14 protein-coding genes are annotated in these 16,312 nt (G+C 62.7%); 7 read left to right on the top strand and 7 right to left on the bottom strand.

What is annotated here, in order from left to right:
* The first annotated feature begins 16 nt into the window (after positions 1 to 16).
* Positions 17 to 1,738, top strand: coding sequence for a hypothetical protein (locus JNL55_RS29995; protein ID WP_293863266.1), 1,722 nt, complete (start codon positions 17 to 19; stop codon positions 1,736 to 1,738).
* Here the strand turns inward: JNL55_RS29995 and JNL55_RS29990 are convergent.
* Positions 1,682 to 2,656: a glycosyltransferase family A protein gene (locus JNL55_RS29990; protein ID WP_293863264.1), complete on the bottom strand. Its 975-nt coding sequence runs from the start codon at positions 2,654 to 2,656 to the stop codon at positions 1,682 to 1,684. The two genes, JNL55_RS29995 and JNL55_RS29990, sit on opposite strands and share 57 nt — an antisense overlap.
* A gap of 2 nt (positions 2,657 to 2,658) precedes the next feature.
* Positions 2,659 to 3,066: a hypothetical protein gene (locus JNL55_RS29985; protein WP_293863262.1), complete on the bottom strand. Its 408-nt coding sequence runs from the start codon at positions 3,064 to 3,066 to the stop codon at positions 2,659 to 2,661.
* Between the two features lie 228 nt (positions 3,067 to 3,294).
* On the opposite strand from JNL55_RS29985, the gene JNL55_RS29980 reads away from it, so the two are divergent.
* The gene (locus JNL55_RS29980) at positions 3,295 to 4,206 is read left to right on the top strand and encodes a CPBP family intramembrane glutamic endopeptidase (protein WP_293863260.1); all 912 of its coding nucleotides are present in this window, start codon (positions 3,295 to 3,297) and stop codon (positions 4,204 to 4,206) included.
* A gap of 64 nt (positions 4,207 to 4,270) precedes the next feature.
* Here JNL55_RS29980 and JNL55_RS29975 read toward each other — a convergent pair whose 3' ends face one another.
* The 3 genes from JNL55_RS29975 to JNL55_RS29965 are packed head-to-tail and all read right to left on the bottom strand — an operon-like array spanning position 4,271 to position 6,759.
* Entirely contained in the window at positions 4,271 to 4,852 is a 582-nt protein-coding gene (locus JNL55_RS29975; protein ID WP_293863258.1) for an LON peptidase substrate-binding domain-containing protein, read from the bottom strand.
* 17 nt (positions 4,853 to 4,869) lie between these two features.
* The gene (gene mpl / locus JNL55_RS29970) at positions 4,870 to 6,240 is read right to left on the bottom strand and encodes a UDP-N-acetylmuramate:L-alanyl-gamma-D-glutamyl-meso-diaminopimelate ligase (RefSeq protein WP_293863256.1); all 1,371 of its coding nucleotides are present in this window, start codon (positions 6,238 to 6,240) and stop codon (positions 4,870 to 4,872) included.
* A 3-nt stretch (positions 6,241 to 6,243) separates the two neighbouring features.
* Positions 6,244 to 6,759 carry a hypothetical protein gene (locus JNL55_RS29965; RefSeq protein WP_293863254.1) on the bottom strand — a complete coding sequence of 172 codons (516 nt, stop codon included), beginning with the start codon at positions 6,757 to 6,759 and terminating at the stop codon, positions 6,244 to 6,246.
* 75 nt (positions 6,760 to 6,834) lie between these two features.
* Here JNL55_RS29965 and rnd point away from each other — a divergent pair, with 75 nt between their 5' ends.
* Complete coding sequence (gene rnd, locus JNL55_RS29960; protein ID WP_293863252.1) at positions 6,835 to 7,959, top strand: ribonuclease D; 1,125 nt, start codon at positions 6,835 to 6,837, stop codon at positions 7,957 to 7,959.
* Positions 7,960 to 8,002: 43 nt separating this feature from the next.
* On the opposite strand, the gene JNL55_RS29955 is transcribed toward rnd, so the two are convergent.
* Entirely contained in the window at positions 8,003 to 9,031 is a 1,029-nt protein-coding gene (locus tag JNL55_RS29955) for an adenylate kinase (RefSeq protein WP_293863250.1), read from the bottom strand.
* A gap of 104 nt (positions 9,032 to 9,135) precedes the next feature.
* On the opposite strand from JNL55_RS29955, the gene JNL55_RS29950 reads away from it, so the two are divergent.
* The 3 genes from JNL55_RS29950 to JNL55_RS29940 all read left to right on the top strand — a co-directional run bounded on the left by JNL55_RS29950 (position 9,136) and on the right by JNL55_RS29940 (position 13,191).
* Entirely contained in the window at positions 9,136 to 10,440 is a 1,305-nt protein-coding gene (locus JNL55_RS29950) for a 6-phosphofructokinase (protein WP_293863248.1), read from the top strand.
* Between the two features lie 163 nt (positions 10,441 to 10,603).
* The gene (locus JNL55_RS29945; RefSeq protein WP_293863246.1) at positions 10,604 to 12,655 is read left to right on the top strand and encodes a sodium-translocating pyrophosphatase; all 2,052 of its coding nucleotides are present in this window, start codon (positions 10,604 to 10,606) and stop codon (positions 12,653 to 12,655) included.
* Positions 12,656 to 12,780: 125 nt separating this feature from the next.
* Positions 12,781 to 13,191, top strand: a complete 411-nt coding sequence (locus JNL55_RS29940) for a YbaN family protein (RefSeq protein WP_293863244.1) — start codon at positions 12,781 to 12,783, stop codon at positions 13,189 to 13,191.
* Here JNL55_RS29940 and JNL55_RS29935 read toward each other — a convergent pair.
* Positions 13,188 to 15,551 carry a bifunctional diguanylate cyclase/phosphodiesterase gene (locus tag JNL55_RS29935; RefSeq protein ID WP_293863242.1) on the bottom strand — a complete coding sequence of 788 codons (2,364 nt, stop codon included), beginning with the start codon at positions 15,549 to 15,551 and terminating at the stop codon, positions 13,188 to 13,190. The two genes, JNL55_RS29940 and JNL55_RS29935, sit on opposite strands and share 4 nt — an antisense overlap.
* A 333-nt stretch (positions 15,552 to 15,884) precedes the next feature.
* On the opposite strand from JNL55_RS29935, the gene JNL55_RS29930 reads away from it, so the two are divergent.
* Positions 15,885 to 16,312, top strand: a 428-nt coding sequence (locus tag JNL55_RS29930) for a protein-L-isoaspartate O-methyltransferase family protein (protein ID WP_293863240.1), incomplete at its 3' end; no start/stop codon positions are given.

The following is a 16,312-nucleotide window of genomic DNA, read 5'->3' as shown; positions in this document are numbered from 1 at the left end:
TCTTATCGATCACTCCATGAGGGATCTCGGCGGGCACTACTACACGTACGCCAGTTGCGTGTTGCCTGCGGCCGAGCGCGCCGGTATGCAGCCGGTGCTGGCCATGCATCGGGATTTCCGGGACCTGCCGGCCTTGCCACCGAGCTGGCAGTCGCACGCCGTGTTTCGCAACAAGAGTTATTCCCAGCGATACATCGAGACCGGCAGTGCCACTAGCGGATTCAGTAGCTGGTGGGCACGAACTCGCAGCAAATGGCGTGCGCGCGAGCGATCGCGCCTGGCCGCAAGCTTTGCCGAGGACTGCGCCACGCTGTTCAGCCAGGTGACGCTGGCAGCCGGCGACCACGTGTTCTTCGCCTCTACTTCCGAGATCGACCTGGAAGGGCTGGCGATATTCCTGCAGAGCGCGCCCGAACGGTACCGTGAGATCCATTGGCATCTGCAATTGCATCTCGGCATCTTCGAAGGTCGCGATCCGGACTACGCCCAGCAGCGCGGCCGGCGCGAATTCATGCGCGAGATCTTTCTGCATGCGCTGAAGCGCGTGCCCAGCCATCGCATCCATTTGTATTGCACGACGCGAGAGCTCACCGCGCAGTACGAGTACCTCGATGTGGCACCGTTCTATACGCTGCCCTACCCCGTTCATCCGTTGTTTCTTTTGCCTTCCGCGCCCAAGTCGTCGAGCGACAGCGTGCGTATCGCGTGTCTCGGCCACAGCCGTCGCGAGAAAGGCTTTCGCGAGTTGCCGATCGTGGTCCGCCGCTTGTGGAACGACTATCTGAGCAAAGGGCGCGCGCAGCTGGTGATGCAAACGCGACGACGAGACTTGCGCCGCGCGCTCGATTCGACCGTCGCCGACCTCGGCGCGCACAGCGCCACACCGCCAGTGGTGTACGCGCCCTTTCCGCTCGATTTGGAACGTTACGCCGAGTTAGTCCGCAGCTCGGATATCGGCCTGCTGCTCTATGACAGCACTCGGTACTATTCACGCTGCAGCGGCGTGCTGTTGGAAATGCTCAGCGCAGGCGTGCCGGTCATCGTGCCGGGCGGCTGTTGGCTGTCCGAGCAAATCCACGATGAGAACCAACGGCATCTACGCGACATCGCCGAACGCGGCACGGCACTGAAACAAATCGGCGATAACTCGCTCACGTGGCAAGGCCAAAGGACCACCAACGGCTCGGCCATCTCTTTCACGGACAGAGCGGCGAGCTGTGAATTCGATCTCGCCCCGGGCGCGCGCTCGCTGCTGCTGGGCTTCCGATGGCTGGAGCCCTCGACACGCGGCACCTACGCGCAGCTCGATCTGGAACAGTTGGACGCGCAGGGCGCACAGCTGACGAACTTCGCCGCCATCGTCGGACCGGGCAGCGATCCGTCCGCGGTGTATTCGCTGTTCCATCTGCACGAGAACGCGCAGCGGGTACGACTCAAATGGCGCAATGCCTGGGACGACGGCACCATCAGCGTCGATTCGGTCGAATGCCGCCTCTATGCCGAGCACTACCCTGCCGGTTCGGTGGGCCTGACCGCGGCTAACATGGATCAGAGCGGCGAGTTACTCGGCGACGTGTTGCTACATATCGAGCATTACCGGAAGCGTTCCGCCGCCTTCGCCGGGCGCTGCACGGAATACTTCAACGCGGATCAAATCGTCGCGCAGTTACTCGGCGCCGAATCAGCCGCGCAACCGCTCGCGGAATCGCTTCCCAAACGCTTCGATCTCTCGGCGTAATCGAACTCGTAGTCGAATGCGCGCCGAGTGATCGGTGCGATGCGCGTTGATCAGTGCCGGGTTGATAAAGATCCGATAACCCTTGGCCCGCAACCCCGCATGCAGCGGCACGTGCTCACAAACTGCTCGTCCCTGCTCTGCGCCACTGTAGCGACCTGCGAGTAATGCCTCGCGCCGATAGATCGCCAGACCGCCAAACGCTGAATCCACTTCGATCCAATTCGCCCGCGGACTCACGCGCGCCATGCGCGAATGAATGGCAATCGCCAACGCACGCGGATGATCGAACAGCGCTCGTAAGCGCTGGTACTGCTCGTGACAATCCACGGGACACCAGTCCGGATGACGAAGCGCCCAGATGTCGTAATAGGCATCGCTCTGGTTGGCAGCCACCACATCCCACGGCACGCTCGATGCCCAGCAAGTCGATAGGGCTTCACGCCGCAGATCGTTATTGACGCCGTCCAGATCGGCGATCATCACGTAGTCGACCGCCGCGAACTGCGGATCGTTACGCAGCTCATCAAGATATCGATTGCGGCAGGCAGCGATGCGCTCGGTGCGCGCCGGAATCTTCTCGGCCAATGAGCCGAGCGACGTGAACTGAAAGCCTGCAATCTCGTTTCGCAGGCGTTGCAGCTCGGCCACCGTGCCGTCGGTGGAATCGCTTTCGATGATCAGGAACTGCACCTCCCCAAAGCCGGCCGTGGCACGCGCCAATGTTTCCACGGCGCGCCGCACGGTTTTCGCTCCGTTACGTACGCAACCCACGATAACGAGCGCGGCGGCGTCGATCGGCTTGTGATCTCGCATCGGCAAGGAAGATGGCGCAGGGAATTCCGGCTGCGACGCATTGGAGCAGGAACCGCGCGGACTGACAACGCCGCCGGAGCCGATTCGCGCGGTTCGCTGCTTCATGTTCAGGCACGGTCGCCATGAATGGTTGCCAGCGCCGCAGCACTCCGCCCGCGCCACTGCAAGCCCTGCCCCTGCATCCGGCCATGCCGCTCCAACCTGGCCTGAATGCCCGCCATGGTCCGATCATGCGCTCGCGCCAGTTGCGCGACCGTTTCGCCCCCGTCGAACTTTTCCAGCAGTTCGCGATCTTCCTCTTCGGTCCACGGCTTGCCGGCGTTACCGGGCATGCGCGTACGGGCATTTCGAGCCTTGGTGCGCGTGACCATCTCGAGCGCGCGAACTGCCACATACAATGCGCGGATTACGTCAGCCGACTGATACGGCGAGTCGATGTCGAACACCTCGCCGGTCTGTGGGTTGACGCCGTTCGCCAGCGCGGACACGATGCTCAAAGCCTTGCTGTCATCCATGATGTCGTTCTCCAGAAATAAATTATTACTCTCGATGAATGCGAATCCCTTCCGCCTCGGGCCGGCAGGCCTCGAAGCTGACAGCAGTGTAGGCGCGCCCACCCGGCGCGAAACCGCGGCATATCTGGCGAACAATCGAGAAATGGCGCATTCCCGCGCGCACGATCTATGCTGGACAGGACGTCCGAATGCAGTGGGCCCACGTCTGCGCGGGAGCCACCGTTAACCATGCGTGCCTTCGCTCTGTTCGTCGCGCTGCTGGCGGGTTCGTTAATCGTGGCCGCGGTGTTCACTTATCCCGCGTGGTGGCTGGTCAGCCTCGTATCCATCGAACCCGTGCACCGGGTCATGCACCGCATTGCCATGCTGCTCGCACTGATCGGCTTGGTTGTACTCACTCGCCGGCTCGGACTGACGGACAAGGAGTCACTCGGCTACGGCTTACCTCGCGGGCAGTTCTTGAGGCAGATGGGCATCGGGTTTATCTGCGGCATCGGCTTGATGGTGCCGCTCACGGCACTGCTGCTCGGACTCGATATCCGTGAAGTGAAACCTGAATTCGCTGGGCACTGGCTCGGGTTGATCGCCGGCGGCCTGCTTACTGGCGTCACCGTCGCCTTCATCGAAGAAACATTCTTCCGAGGCGTGCTGTTCACCGCCATCTCTCGCACCTCCGGCGCGGCTGCGGCCGTCATCGCGCCGAGCGTGCTTTACGCGTCATTACATTTTTTGGGCGGGAAGCTGCGAGTGGCGCCTGAAGATGTGTCCTGGTTTCACGGCTTCGAGGTATTGAGCAAGCTGTTCGAGCGGTACGTGGAGCCGCTGACCTTCGCTGATTCCTTCGTCGCACTCGCCATGCTCGGCGTGCTGTTCGCTCTTGTTCGCTTGCGCACCGGCGCGATCGCAGGCTGCATTGGATTACACGCCGCTGGCGTGGGCTTCATCGCCGTTCTTCGCGAAGCGACGACCACGAATCCAGATACTCAATACGCCGTGCTCGTCGGCAACTACGACGGCGTCATCGGCTGGGCCGCTCTCGTCTGGTTCTCGGTAATCGCCGCGGCGTTTGTGTTGCTGAGTAAGCGCCGCGCAAAAGCCGTCGAGCACTCCCGCGACAACCGAGAGCAGCATCGAACGTGAAGTATCAGTAGACGTTTCGGCGTTGCCGTCTGCGTGCCGCGGCGAGTGCAGCGATCCTATCTCTTCAAGCCTGCCGAATATCCAACCGCTCGCGAAGCAAGCGCAGCCGCTCGACGGCATTGTCCATCTCAAGGCATTGCTGCCGCTCCGGCATGGGCAACGGCAGAATCTCGGCGAGTCTCATCCCAACCCAGCTGGCATTCTCATAGTGCGGCGGTTCATCGCCGTACGCAGTGCCAAGCTGAGCGAGCGCTTGTTTGAGCAGCTCAGCCAGAATGCCCAGGTCCTCGGGAATCTCGATCACCGGCTCTTCAGGAAGAAACGTCACATCGGCCAGATTCAACCCATCGCTCTGCGTCTTCACTTCGACGATGCTGAATTTCTTTTCGCCACGAGCCGTGATACCGAGCAACCCGTCATCGAGCCGCTCGAAATCAACGATGCGTGCCGTCGTCCCGACACTCGTAGTACGCGCCGTACCGCCGGCTTCGCGGCCTTCGGTAATGAGCGCGACGCCAAAGTCGCTGCTCTCCCGCATGCAACGACTCACCATGTCCAGATAACGCGGCTCGAAAATGCGCAGGCGCAAAGGACCGCCCGGGAACAGCACGGTGTTCAGCGGGAACAAAGGCAGGACCAACGACATGAGTCCTCCTTAAGCGATTAGCGCTTGCGCAAACGGTCCAGCAGTTTGCCGTGAATGCCGCCGAAGCCGCCGTTGGACATGATGAGCACGTGATCGCCGCTCACCACCGAACGATCCAGCTCGGTAATTAGTTCATCCAGATCGCGAATGGTTTGTGCCCGCTTGCCCAGCGCCGCCACCGATCCGGCCACGTCCCAAGTGACATTCGGCCCCTGATACATCCAGACATGGTCGGCCTGCGACAACGATGTAGCCAGCGCCGATGAATGCGTGCCCAACTTCATGGTGTTGGAGCGCGGCTCCAGCACCGCAATCAAACGCTTCGAGCCAATCTTGCGTCGTAAGCCGTCGATGGTCGTCGCCACTGCGGTCGGGTGATGTGCGAAGTCGTCATAAACTGTGATGCCATTGACCACGCCGCGCACTTCCATGCGCCGGCGCACGCCTTGGAATTCCTTCAACGCCGCAATGGACGTTTCGATGGGCACACCCGCACCGCGCGCCGCGAGAATTGCCGCCAAGGCATTCTCAGCGTTGTGTCGTCCCAGCATCGACCACTTCACTTCGCCCACCGCGGCGTTACCCTGCATGATGGAGAAGTTGCTGTAGTCACCGCCGGCCGGTGCCAGCGCATACCAGGCCGTGTCGCCGTGCAATCCGGTCGAGAACCGTTCCACCGGCGTCCAGCAACCCATGTCGATCACGTGCATCACATTGGCATCGCCGGAGTTGGCGACCACCAGGCCGTGCCTCGGCACCATGCGCATCAGTTGATGAAACTGCCATTGAATGGACGCCACGTCGGGATAGATATCGGCGTGGTCATGTTCCAGATTATTGATGACAGCGGTGCGCGGCCGGTAGTGAACGAACTTGGCGCGCTTGTCGAAGAACGCGGTGTCGTATTCGTCCGCCTCGACCACGAAGTGCTGCCCGCCGCCGAGCCGCGCCGTGACATTGAAATTGCCTGGCACGCCGCCGATCAAAAAGCCCGGATCGAGCCCGCCGTATTCGAGCAGCCAGGTGAGAATGCTCGAGGTGGTGGTCTTGCCGTGAGTGCCGGCCACCGCCAGCGTCCAGCGTTTGTTCAACACGTGTCGCGCCAGCCATTCCGGCCCGCTGGTGTAGGGAATATCGCTTTCCAGCAGTGCTTCGATCAGCGGGTTACCGCGACTCATCACGTTGCCGACCACCACCACGTCCGGGTTCAGCTTGAGCTGTTCCGGCCCGTAGCCTTCGATGATCTCGATGCCCAGCTCGCGCAGCTGGTCGGACATGGGCGGATAAACGCTTTGGTCCGAGCCGGTGACGCGATGGCCCGAGGCGCGCGCCAGCGCCGCGATGCCGCCCATGAAGGTGCCGCAAACGCCAAGAATGTGAACGTGCATAGCCTAGCTTCGCAGATCGAGCATCAACTGCACGACCGCCTGAGTGGAATAAATGATGGCCACGGTGAGCGCGATCCCGGTGATCAAGCCGCGATCCAGCGCCAGCATGAAGATGCGCCCGAGCACCAGCGCGGTGATCAGGAAGCGCAGCATCAGCCAGTTCATCGACAACTCATCGCTGAACCCGAAGGTGAGCTGCGCCGAACGGAACGTCACATCCATCAGCAGCACCAGCAAGCCGACGCCCAGCGTGGCCGTCATGGTCTGCACGAAGCGCTGCCGCCGGCTGAAAAACGCCAGCACCGCCCATAGCCAGGCGCCCAGCATCAGGGCGTCGACACAAATGAACAACAGCGCGGTGGTCCGGTCCAGGGCGAACAAGCGCATGCGCACGAAGCCGGCGGCCATGTATGCGATCAGCGCCAGCGTCGCCAGGGCCGTCGATGCCGGCAAGTCTTGCGGTCCCTTCCGCCAGAGCGCGATATCGAGGAAGCTTTGCAGAAATCGCAAAATGACCATGAGCGAAACGCGTGTTGCACCGGCTAACAACGCCGGCGACTCCCCTATAATGCAACCAATTGTACACGCACGCCCATGCAGCCCGCGCCACTCATCACCACGTCCGCTGAACTTCTACACGCACTCGATCGCCTCGCTCCGGCCGACTTCGTCGCGCTGGACACGGAGTTCATGCGTGAGAGCACTTATTTTCCCAAGCTTTGTCTGGTGCAGATAGCGGCGCCGACGGCCGACGGCACCGACGTTATTTGCGCGCTGATCGATCCGCTGGCGGTGCCAGACTTGCAGCCGCTGTGGGATTTTCTGAACGACCGCGTCCGGATCAAAGTGCTCCATGCCGCGCGCCAGGATCTCGAAGTGCTGTCAGTCGCGATGCGCGGCGCGCTGAATGGGCCGATTTTCGATACTCAGATCGCCGCGGCCCTGCTCGGCGAGCCGGCACAGATCGGTTACGGAGCGCTGGTGGCCTCGCGCCTCGGCCAGCAGCTGGAAAAAGGTCACACCCGCACCGATTGGTCGCGACGGCCGTTGAGTCCCGAGCAATTACAGTACGCCGAGGACGACGTGCGCTATCTGGTGCCGTTGTATCTGAACCTGCGTGACGCTTTGGAGACAGCCGGCCGGACCCAGTGGCTCTATGAGGAGACACACGAGCTGGAGCAGCCCGGGCTGCATCGCACTGAGCCGGAAGCGGCCTGGAAACGCTTGAAGGGATTGGATCGGCTGCGCCCCGAACAGCGCGCCACAGCCAAGTTACTCGCGCACTGGCGCGAGGAGACCGCGGTCAAGCATGACAAGCCTCGCGGTTGGATTCTGGCCGACGATGCTTTACGCGAGATCGCCGAGCGGTTGCCTGCGAACACTCAGGAGCTGGAGAGCGTGCGGTCGGTGCCGCCGGGCATCGTGAAGCGTCGGGGCGAGGAGTTGCTGGCGTTGATTACGCGAGGTCGCGAACAAGGCGCGTCGGAACCCGCCTGGAACGTGCCGCCGCGGCCCGATCCTCAGCAACTCGCGATGGTTACAAAACTAATGAACATCGCGCGCTCGACGGCAGAAGCACTGCAGATCAGCCCGGAGATTTTGGCCACTCGACGGGATGTGGAGCAGCTGGTGTTTTCTCGGCGCACCGAGCGCCTGGGTGCAGGCTGGCGCAAGGATGTGATTGGCGATCGGCTGATCGCGAAGCTGCAAGAGAACTGAGATTGGCCAGGGGCTGCTGACGCAGCCCTGACCCGAAACGGCGTTACTTCTTCTTACGCGCGACTGGCTTGGAAGATTTCTTCGCAGCCGGCTTGGCAGCTTTCTTGGCGGCGGGCTTGGCAGACTTCTTCGCGCCCTTGGCCTTGCTCACAGCCTTGCTCTTGCTCGCAGCCTTGGCTTTCGCAGCCGGAGCTTTGCTCTTGGCAGCAGCTTTGCCTTTCACGGCAGCCTTGCCCTTAGCAACCTTCTTGGCCGGCGCCTTGCTCTTGGCAGGCTTGCTAGCGGCAGCTTTGCTCTTGGCAGCGGGTTTGGCCTGCGCCGAGGGCTTGCCAGCCGCTTTCTTGCTCGCAGCTTGTTTGCCAGCGGAGTTCTTGCCGGACTTTTTCGCCGCGGTCTTGGTGACTTTCACCTTGGAGGCCGGCACGGGCTTGGCCAGGGCCGCGGCTTCCATACGCTCGGAGACATCTTCGAGCTCGCCTTCGCCGGCGACTTTACGCAGCAGGCCGAGCTTGGAGTAATGCTCGATCAGCGGCTTGGTCTGCTGGTCATACACTGCCAGGCGCTTGCCGATGACTTCTTCCTTATCGTCCGGGCGCTGATACAACTCGGCGCCGTCCTTGGAACAAGTGGTCTGACCGGCGGGCAGCGAGTGCACGTTGTACACGGAGCCGCAGGTCTGGCAGATACGACGGCCGGCCAGGCGCTGCATCAACGTTTCGTTGCGCACGTCCAGCAACAGCACGGCATCCAACGGCTGACCGATCTCTTGCAGCAGCGTGTTCAGCGAGTTGGCTTGTTCGCTATTGCGGGGGAAGCCGTCGAGGATGAAACCGTTGGCGGCGTCGGGGCGGCTCAAGCGTTCGCGGATCAGGCCGAGCACGATGTCGTCGGACACCAATTGGCCGGCATCCATCACCGACTTGGCTTGCTTGCCCAGTTCGGTGCCACGGGCCACTGCATCTCGCAACAGGTCGCCGGAGGAAACCTGAGGCACGCCGTATTTGCTCTGCAGGCGCTGCGCCTGTGTGCCTTTGCCAGAACCAGGCGCCCCAAGCAGTACGATCCGCATCATTTTTGAATCCGACCTCCCGATGAGAGCCGGGGAGGGTACAGAAAGCGCCGTTCGAGCGCTATCCTTCGCGCGCCCATTCGGGGCCGAAGTGCAAAGGTCCAACCATGCCCAAGAAGAACGCGCCGAAACCCTCTGCCCGCCGCTCGGCCCGCGCCCGTAACGCCTTCTACGCGCAGTCCGGCGGGGTCACCGCGGTCATCAACGCGTCGGCCGCCGGCGTCATCGAAGCCTGCCGCCGCGCCAAGGGCCGCATCGGCAAGGTCTACGCCGGCCGGCACGGCATCGTGGGTGCTTTGACAGAAGATCTGATCGATACCAGCAAAGAGTCCGCGGCAGCGATCCGTGCCCTGCGCCACACGCCCTCGGGCGCGTTCGGCTCGGCGCGTTTCAAGCTCAAAAAGTTCGAGGACAACCCGGCCCAATACCAGCGCCTGATCGATGTCTTCAAAGCGCACGACATTGGCTATTTCTTCTATAACGGCGGCGGCGACTCGGCCGACACCTGCCTGAAGGTTTCGCAGCTGGCCGACAAGCTCGGCTATCCCATCCAGGCCATCCACGTGCCCAAGACCGTGGACAATGACCTGCCCATCACCGACTGCTGCCCGGGCTTCGGCTCGGTGGCGAAATATGTCGCGGTATCGATTCGCGAGGCCGGCTTCGACGTGGCCTCGATGGCCAAGACGTCCACCAAGGTATTCATCATGGAAGTGATGGGCCGCCATGCAGGCTGGATCGCCGCGGCCGGCGGCCTGGCCTCGGAGAAGGAAGGCGATGCCCCGCACATCATCCTGTTCCCGGAAATCACCTTCGACGAAGACAAATTCCTGGCGCGCGTCAAACACTGCGTGGAGAAGTTCGGTTACTGCGCCATCGTGGTGTCCGAAGGCGTCAAGAACGCGGACGGCAAGTTCCTGTCCGATGCCGGCCTGCGCGATGCATTCGGTCATGCGCAGCTCGGCGGCGTCGCGCCGGTGATCGCGCAACTGATCAAAGCCAAGCTGAACTACAAATATCACTGGGCCGTGGCGGACTACCTGCAACGCGCCGCGCGCCACATCGCGTCCAAGGTGGACGTCGAACAGGCGTACGCGCTCGGCAAGGCCGCGGTGGATCTGGCACTCAAGGGCCACAACTCGGTGATGCCGACCATCGTGCGCACCTCGCAAAGCCCGTACAAATGGAAAATCGGCGTAGCACCGCTCGACAAGGTGGCCAACCAGGAGAAGATGCTGCCGCGTGATTACATCACCGAGGACGGCTTCCACATCACCGCCAAGGGCCGCCGTTATCTGAGCCCGCTGATCCGCGGCGAGGATTACCCGCCCTACAAGGACGGCCTGCCGCAGTACGTGACGCTCAAGAACACGCCGCTGAAGAAAAAGCTCGACACACCCTTTGTGCTATAGTTTCGCGCGTTTTTTCCGAGACTTAACTTGTGTCACGCGCGCCGTACTTAGCCGTAACGGCGCGCCGATTTAGCTCAACGATTTTTTGGAACCTGCCTTACTGACGATCTGCCCGCTTTAAAAATTCGCTCACAACGATGCACCCGTAAGGGGGAGGAAGTTGATGTCCACAGATGTCGCGCTTTGGCTCGCGATCGGCGCCGGTGTTTTGGCCGTGCTGTATGGCGTAATTTCGGTCGGATGGATCAACAAGCAGCCTGCGGGCAATGAGCGAATGCAGGAGATCGCCGCGGCGATCCAAGCGGGCGCCAGGGCTTATTTGAATCGTCAGTACACCACGATCGCCATCGTCGGCGTGGTGTTGTTGATCGTGCTGGGCCTGGCTCTGGACTGGGCCACCGCCGGCGGTTTCGCGGTCGGCGCCATCCTCTCCGGTCTGGCCGGCTATATCGGCATGAACGTCTCGGTGCGCGCCAACGTGCGTACCGCGCAGGCTGCCAGCGTCGGACTCAACCCCGCGCTACAAGTCGCCTTCCGGGGCGGCGCCATCACCGGCATGTTGGTGGTGGGCCTGGGCATGATCGGCGTCGCCGGTTACTTCACCCTGATGCGCGGAATCATCGGCGATGAGCATGCGCTCCACTCGCTGATCGGCCTGGCCTTCGGCGGTTCGCTGATCTCCATCTTCGCGCGTCTCGGCGGCGGCATCTTCACCAAGGGCGCCGACGTGGGCGCGGACCTGGTGGGTAAAGTCGAAGCTGGCATTCCTGAAGACGATCCGCGCAACCCGGCCGTGATCGCCGACAACGTCGGTGACAACGTCGGCGACTGCGCCGGCATGGCGGCCGACTTGTTCGAGACCTACGCGGTGACCGTGGTGGCCACCATGGTGCTCGGCGGCTTGATGTTCACCGCCGCCGACGGCGGTCTGGACATGCGCTACATCCTGTATCCGCTGGTGCTCGGCGCGGTGTCCATCGTCGCCTCCATCATCGGCTCGTACTTCGTGAAGGCTCGCGAAGGCGGCAAGATCATGAATGCGCTGTATCGAGGCACGGCAGTGTCCGGCGTGCTGGCGCTGATCGCGTTCTACTTCGTGACCGATCTGGTGATGGTCGATAAGGAACTGTCCTCCAACCTGTTCGCCTGCTCGGTCATCGGCTTGGTGCTGACGGCTGCGCTGATCGTGATCACCGAGTACTACACCGCGACCGAGTACGGCCCGGTGCGCTACGTCGCCGCTGCTTCGCAGACGGGTCACGGCACCAACGTCATCGCGGGTCTCGCGGTGTCGATGAAGTCGACTGCGCTGCCGGTGCTCGCAGTGGTTGCGGCCATCTGGGGCGCATTTCACATCGCTGGCCTGTACGGCATCGCCATCGCGGCCACCGCGATGCTGTCGATGACCGGCATGATCGTCGCGCTCGACGCGTACGGCCCGATCACCGACAACGGTGGCGGCATCGCCGAGATGGCCGGCTTGCCGAAGGAAGTGCGCAAGATCACCGACGCGCTGGATGCGGTTGGTAACACGACCAAGGCCGTGACCAAGGGTTACGCGATCGGCTCCGCCGGTCTCGCGGCGCTGGTGCTGTTCGCCGACTACACCCACAACCTCGAAGCCGCGGGCAAGCTGCAGGTGTTCTCGCTGTCGGATCCGGCGGTGATCATCGGCTTGTTCATCGGCGGCTTGGTGCCCTACCTGTTCGGCGCCATGGCGATGGAAGCCGTGGGTCGCGCGGCCGGTTCGGTGGTGGTGGAAGTGCGCCGCCAGTTCCAGGAAATCAAAGGCATCATGGAAGGCACGGCCAAGCCGGACTATTCCCGCGCCGTGGACATGCTGACGCGTGCCGCGATCAAAGAAATGATCGTGCCGTCGATCCTGCCCATCCTGGTGCCGGTGGTGGTCGCGTTCGGTATGAACTTCCTGATGGGTCCGGGCGCGGGCATTCGCGCGCTGGGCGGCCTGCTGATCGGCACCATCGTCACCGGCCTGTTCGTCGCCATCTCCATGTGCACGGGCGGTGGTGCTTGGGACAACGCCAAGAAGTACATCGAAGAAGGTAACTACGGCGGTAAGGGTTCGGACACGCACAAGGCCGCGGTCACGGGCGACACGGTGGGCGATCCGTACAAAGATACGGCCGGCCCGGCCATCAACCCGCTGATCAAGATCATCAACATCGTGGCTCTGCTTCTCGTACCGCTGCTTTAAACGCAGCCACGGCGGCAATACAAAGGGGGCGCAGCTTCGGCTGCGCCCCTTTTTCTTTGCGACTGTAAGCGGCCGCGCGTAGCGCAGGCCGCGACAGGCGCGCGGCGAGCCGGCAAACTCTGCTGATGGACGACACCCGCAAGCCGGTCCGTCAGTTACCCGCGGTAGCGCGTTACCTGCTGCTGGCGTTCGCCGGGCTGTGTGTAGCGCTCGGCGTCATCGGCATCTTCATACCGGGCTTGCCGACCACGGTATTCATTCTGATGGCGGGTTGGGCCGCGGCTCGTAGCTCACCGCGCTTTCATCATTGGCTGGAAAGCCATCGCCTGTTCGGCCCCATGCTCCGCGACTGGAGAAAACATGGCGCGGTCAGCCGCCGAGCGAAAATTACAGCGACCGTGATGATGACCGCGTGCGCGGTGATCTTGTTTGTCACGACCTCGCGGATGTGGGTCGCGGAACTCATCACTGGCGTGATGGCGCTCGTGCTGATGTGGTTGTGGCTGCGGCCAGAGCCGCCGCCAAAGACGCGCTAGCCGATGCTTCGCTGAGGCACGACACGCGCCAACGGCTGCGGCCGGCCGAGATAGAAACCCTGCAGGAAATCGACGCCCATCTTTTTCGCGGCGTCCAGCGCGCCGGCATCTTCGACCTGCTCGGCGATCACCTGGAAGTTCAGCGTGCGCGCCAGCTTGATCATGGCCGCGACCATGGCTTGATTCACCGAATCCACCGCCAGGTTACGAATGAAGGTGCCGTCGATCTTCAGATAATCCAGCGACAGATTTTTCAGATTACCGAACGAGGACAGGCCGCGCCCGAAATCGTCCAGCGCGAATTGGCAGCCCATCCCGTGCAACACGCCGATGAAACGTTGCGCATGTTCGATGTTGGTGATGACCGAGTTTTCGGTGACTTCGAAACACAACTGCTGCGGCGACACGCCGGTGCGATCCAGCACGTCGACCACGAACTCCAGGAACTGCGGATCGCCCAGTGTCTGGCCGGAAAGATTGATGGCCAGGCTGCGGCTCGCCGGCAGTCGAATCCCGCCGCGGCCCAGCGCCGTCAGCGCCGTCTGCACCACCCAGCGATCGACATCCGACATCAGCCGATAACGCTCGGCCGCACGCAAAAACTCCGCGGGCGAGATGCCGCCGGGGACGTTGTCGTCCTGCAAACGTAACAGCACTTCCAACGCCGGCCCGGTTTCGGTGGCCGCCGACGCGATGATGGGTTGAGCCATCAACTCGAAACGATTGTCCTTGAGCGCCGACTGCAAACGCTGCAGCCACTGGATCTCGCCACGGTGACGCGCCACAGCCTCGTCACGCGCCGAGTACACATGCACGTGATTGCCTTGTTTCTTGGCGACGTAGCAGGCCGAATCGGCCGCGCTCATCACTTCATCGGGCGCGCCGCTCTCGCGAGAAATCTCGATCAAGCCGACGCTGATACCGATGTTGAAAATCTTGTCTTTCCACACGAAGCGGTAGTCGCTGATCTTGCGCACCACGTCGTCGGCGATCTGGCGCGCCTTGTCGAGCGGACAGCCCACCAGCAACAAGCCGAACTCGTCGCCGCCGAGACGGCCGACGGTGTCGGAGTCGCGCACCGTTTCTTTGATCAGCGCCGCAACCTCGCGCAGCATGCCGTCGCCGGCCATGTGCCCGCAGGTGTCGTTCACGGCTTTGAAGCGGTCCAGATCGAGGTAGCACAGCACGTGCTTGCCCTCGTTGGTGTGCGCAGTCGCCAGAGCTTCTTCCAGGCGGCGCTCGAACTCACGACGATTCACCAGACCGGTGAGCGCGTCATGGCTGGCCTGATACGACATCTGCTTGGTGATACCGCGCAGCTCGCTCACGTCGCGCACCACGATCACGGTGCCAACCAGGTCGCCCTTTTGTCCTTTCAACGGCGTGACAGTGAGCTCCACCGAGCGTTCTTCGCTGCCGTTCCGGGAAATCATCAAGCCGCGGCGGCCCGCCGTGACTTTCGACTGGGTCGCCAGGCAATGGCGCACCGGATCGCCCAGCGAGCGACGGTCGCCCTCGTCCAGCAACTGAATGATGTCAGTGATGCTCTTGCCGAGCGCGTCCACCGCGGTGACGCCGATCAGCTGCTCGCCCGCTTGGTTGACGTAGTCAATGCGACCGCTGACATCGGTAGTGATGATGCCTTCGCCCAGCGAGTCGAGGGTTTCCCACGCGGTGGGCCGACCGCTGCGCACCGGCGCGGACGCGGGCGCGGAACGCGGCCCCATCTCGACCAGCGTCAGCAACAGCGCCGGACCGCCCTGATAGTCGATACGCACGGCCGACAGCTCGACCCGCGCGGTGCCGCCTTCAGTATCGGGGTGCATCTCGATTTCGAGGCGCTCGAGGCCCGGCTCGCCGGCCAGCGAACGGCGCAGGTGCTCGGTCACCAGCTCGGTGTAGTCGGGATGCAGTAGATCCGAGATCTGCTTGCCGGTGAGGTACTCGGAGGCGTCATTGCCGGTCTCCCGAGGGATTCCCCCGGCCGCACTCCTTCGATCGTGCGACCTACCGGTCAGTGCGGCAAAACGCTCGTTGGCGAACACGATGTGCTCGCGATGCACGGCGACCGCCTCGTGCAGACCGCCGAGCAAGCCGACCAACGAGCGCTCGCGCTCGCCGATCATCAGGTCCTTCATGGCCATCTGCTCGAGCAGGCGGTTGGCGCTATCGGCGAACTCCGAGGCCGGGCCGGTGACGCGGATCCGCTCGGCGAACTGACCCGAGCGCACGATGCCCTCCAGTTGTCCGGCGGCACGCGTCAGGGCCGCGCTCCGGCGCTCCCGCCATAGGATGAAACCCAGCAGCAGCAATACCGCAACGGCGAGAGAGATGGTCACAGTCCCCAACAGGGCACTCACATTGAAACGCTCTTGTCCTTCGATCCCTTGAGTTATACGAATCGCCCTCAGCAGTCCCGATAATCAGTGGGTAACCGGGTCGATTCTGAAGAGAGCATAGCGAACGGTTAAACGTCTGCCGGGGGGATTGACCATATTGTATGCGGCAGGCCCGGGAATATTGGCCTTAATGTGCCCCTGAAGACGGTTTCAGGGTTCCCAGCAAGCCCCCGCCGCGCTACCGGGCGCCGCCTTGTGTGCCGCCGGCAAAGCCCGTACCCTTGCCGCCGCCCCGGATCAGGCCTGATTTGTCTACGAATATTGCCTATGAATATCGAGTTGGCTCGCACCCAGATGGTCGAACAACAGGTGCATGCCTGGGACGTGTTCGACGAACGGGTTTTGCAGGTGATGCGTGAAATCCGGCGCGAAGAATTCGCACCCACGCCCTTCACCCCCATCGCCTTTGCCGACGCGCCCATCCCGCTGCCGCACGGCCAGTCGATGCTGCCGGCCAAGATCCAAGGCCGCATCCTGCAAGCACTGACGCCCGCGGCGACCGATACCGCGCTGGAAGTCGGCGCCGGCAGCGGCTACCTGAGCGCGTGTCTGGGACGGCTGTCGGCGCGCGTGCGCGCCGTGGAAATATTTCCAGAGCTGGCCGAACTCACCCGGCGCAACCTGTTCGCCGCGGCGGTCAACAATGTGTCGGTCGAGGTCGGCGACGCCCTGCAGCTCACCGAACAGTCGGCTTACGACGTGATCGCGGTGACCGGCTCGCT

Source organism: Steroidobacter sp. (assembly GCF_016790065.1).
In the GTDB taxonomy this organism is placed as follows: domain Bacteria; phylum Pseudomonadota; class Gammaproteobacteria; order Steroidobacterales; family Steroidobacteraceae; genus Steroidobacter.
This window is presented reverse-complemented; position numbering and strand designations above follow the sequence as displayed.

Bases quoted from the DNA above. Each gene is read 5' to 3' on its own strand.
- JNL55_RS29995 (WP_293863266.1), top strand. From the start codon at position 17: ATGAGGGATCTCGGCGGGCACTACTACACGTACGCCAGTTGCGTGTTG.
- JNL55_RS29990 (WP_293863264.1), bottom strand. From the start codon at position 2,656: ATGAAGCAGCGAACCGCGCGAATCGGCTCCGGCGGCGTTGTCAGTCCG.
- JNL55_RS29985 (WP_293863262.1), bottom strand. From the start codon at position 3,066: ATGGATGACAGCAAGGCTTTGAGCATCGTGTCCGCGCTGGCGAACGGC.
- JNL55_RS29980 (WP_293863260.1), top strand. From the start codon at position 3,295: ATGCGTGCCTTCGCTCTGTTCGTCGCGCTGCTGGCGGGTTCGTTAATC.
- JNL55_RS29975 (WP_293863258.1), bottom strand. From the start codon at position 4,852: ATGTCGTTGGTCCTGCCTTTGTTCCCGCTGAACACCGTGCTGTTCCCG.
- mpl (WP_293863256.1), bottom strand. From the start codon at position 6,240: ATGCACGTTCACATTCTTGGCGTTTGCGGCACCTTCATGGGCGGCATC.
- JNL55_RS29965 (WP_293863254.1), bottom strand. From the start codon at position 6,759: ATGGTCATTTTGCGATTTCTGCAAAGCTTCCTCGATATCGCGCTCTGG.
- rnd (WP_293863252.1), top strand. From the start codon at position 6,835: ATGCAGCCCGCGCCACTCATCACCACGTCCGCTGAACTTCTACACGCA.
- JNL55_RS29955 (WP_293863250.1), bottom strand. From the start codon at position 9,031: ATGATGCGGATCGTACTGCTTGGGGCGCCTGGTTCTGGCAAAGGCACA.
- JNL55_RS29950 (WP_293863248.1), top strand. From the start codon at position 9,136: ATGCCCAAGAAGAACGCGCCGAAACCCTCTGCCCGCCGCTCGGCCCGC.
- JNL55_RS29945 (WP_293863246.1), top strand. From the start codon at position 10,604: ATGTCCACAGATGTCGCGCTTTGGCTCGCGATCGGCGCCGGTGTTTTG.
- JNL55_RS29940 (WP_293863244.1), top strand. From the start codon at position 12,781: ATGGACGACACCCGCAAGCCGGTCCGTCAGTTACCCGCGGTAGCGCGT.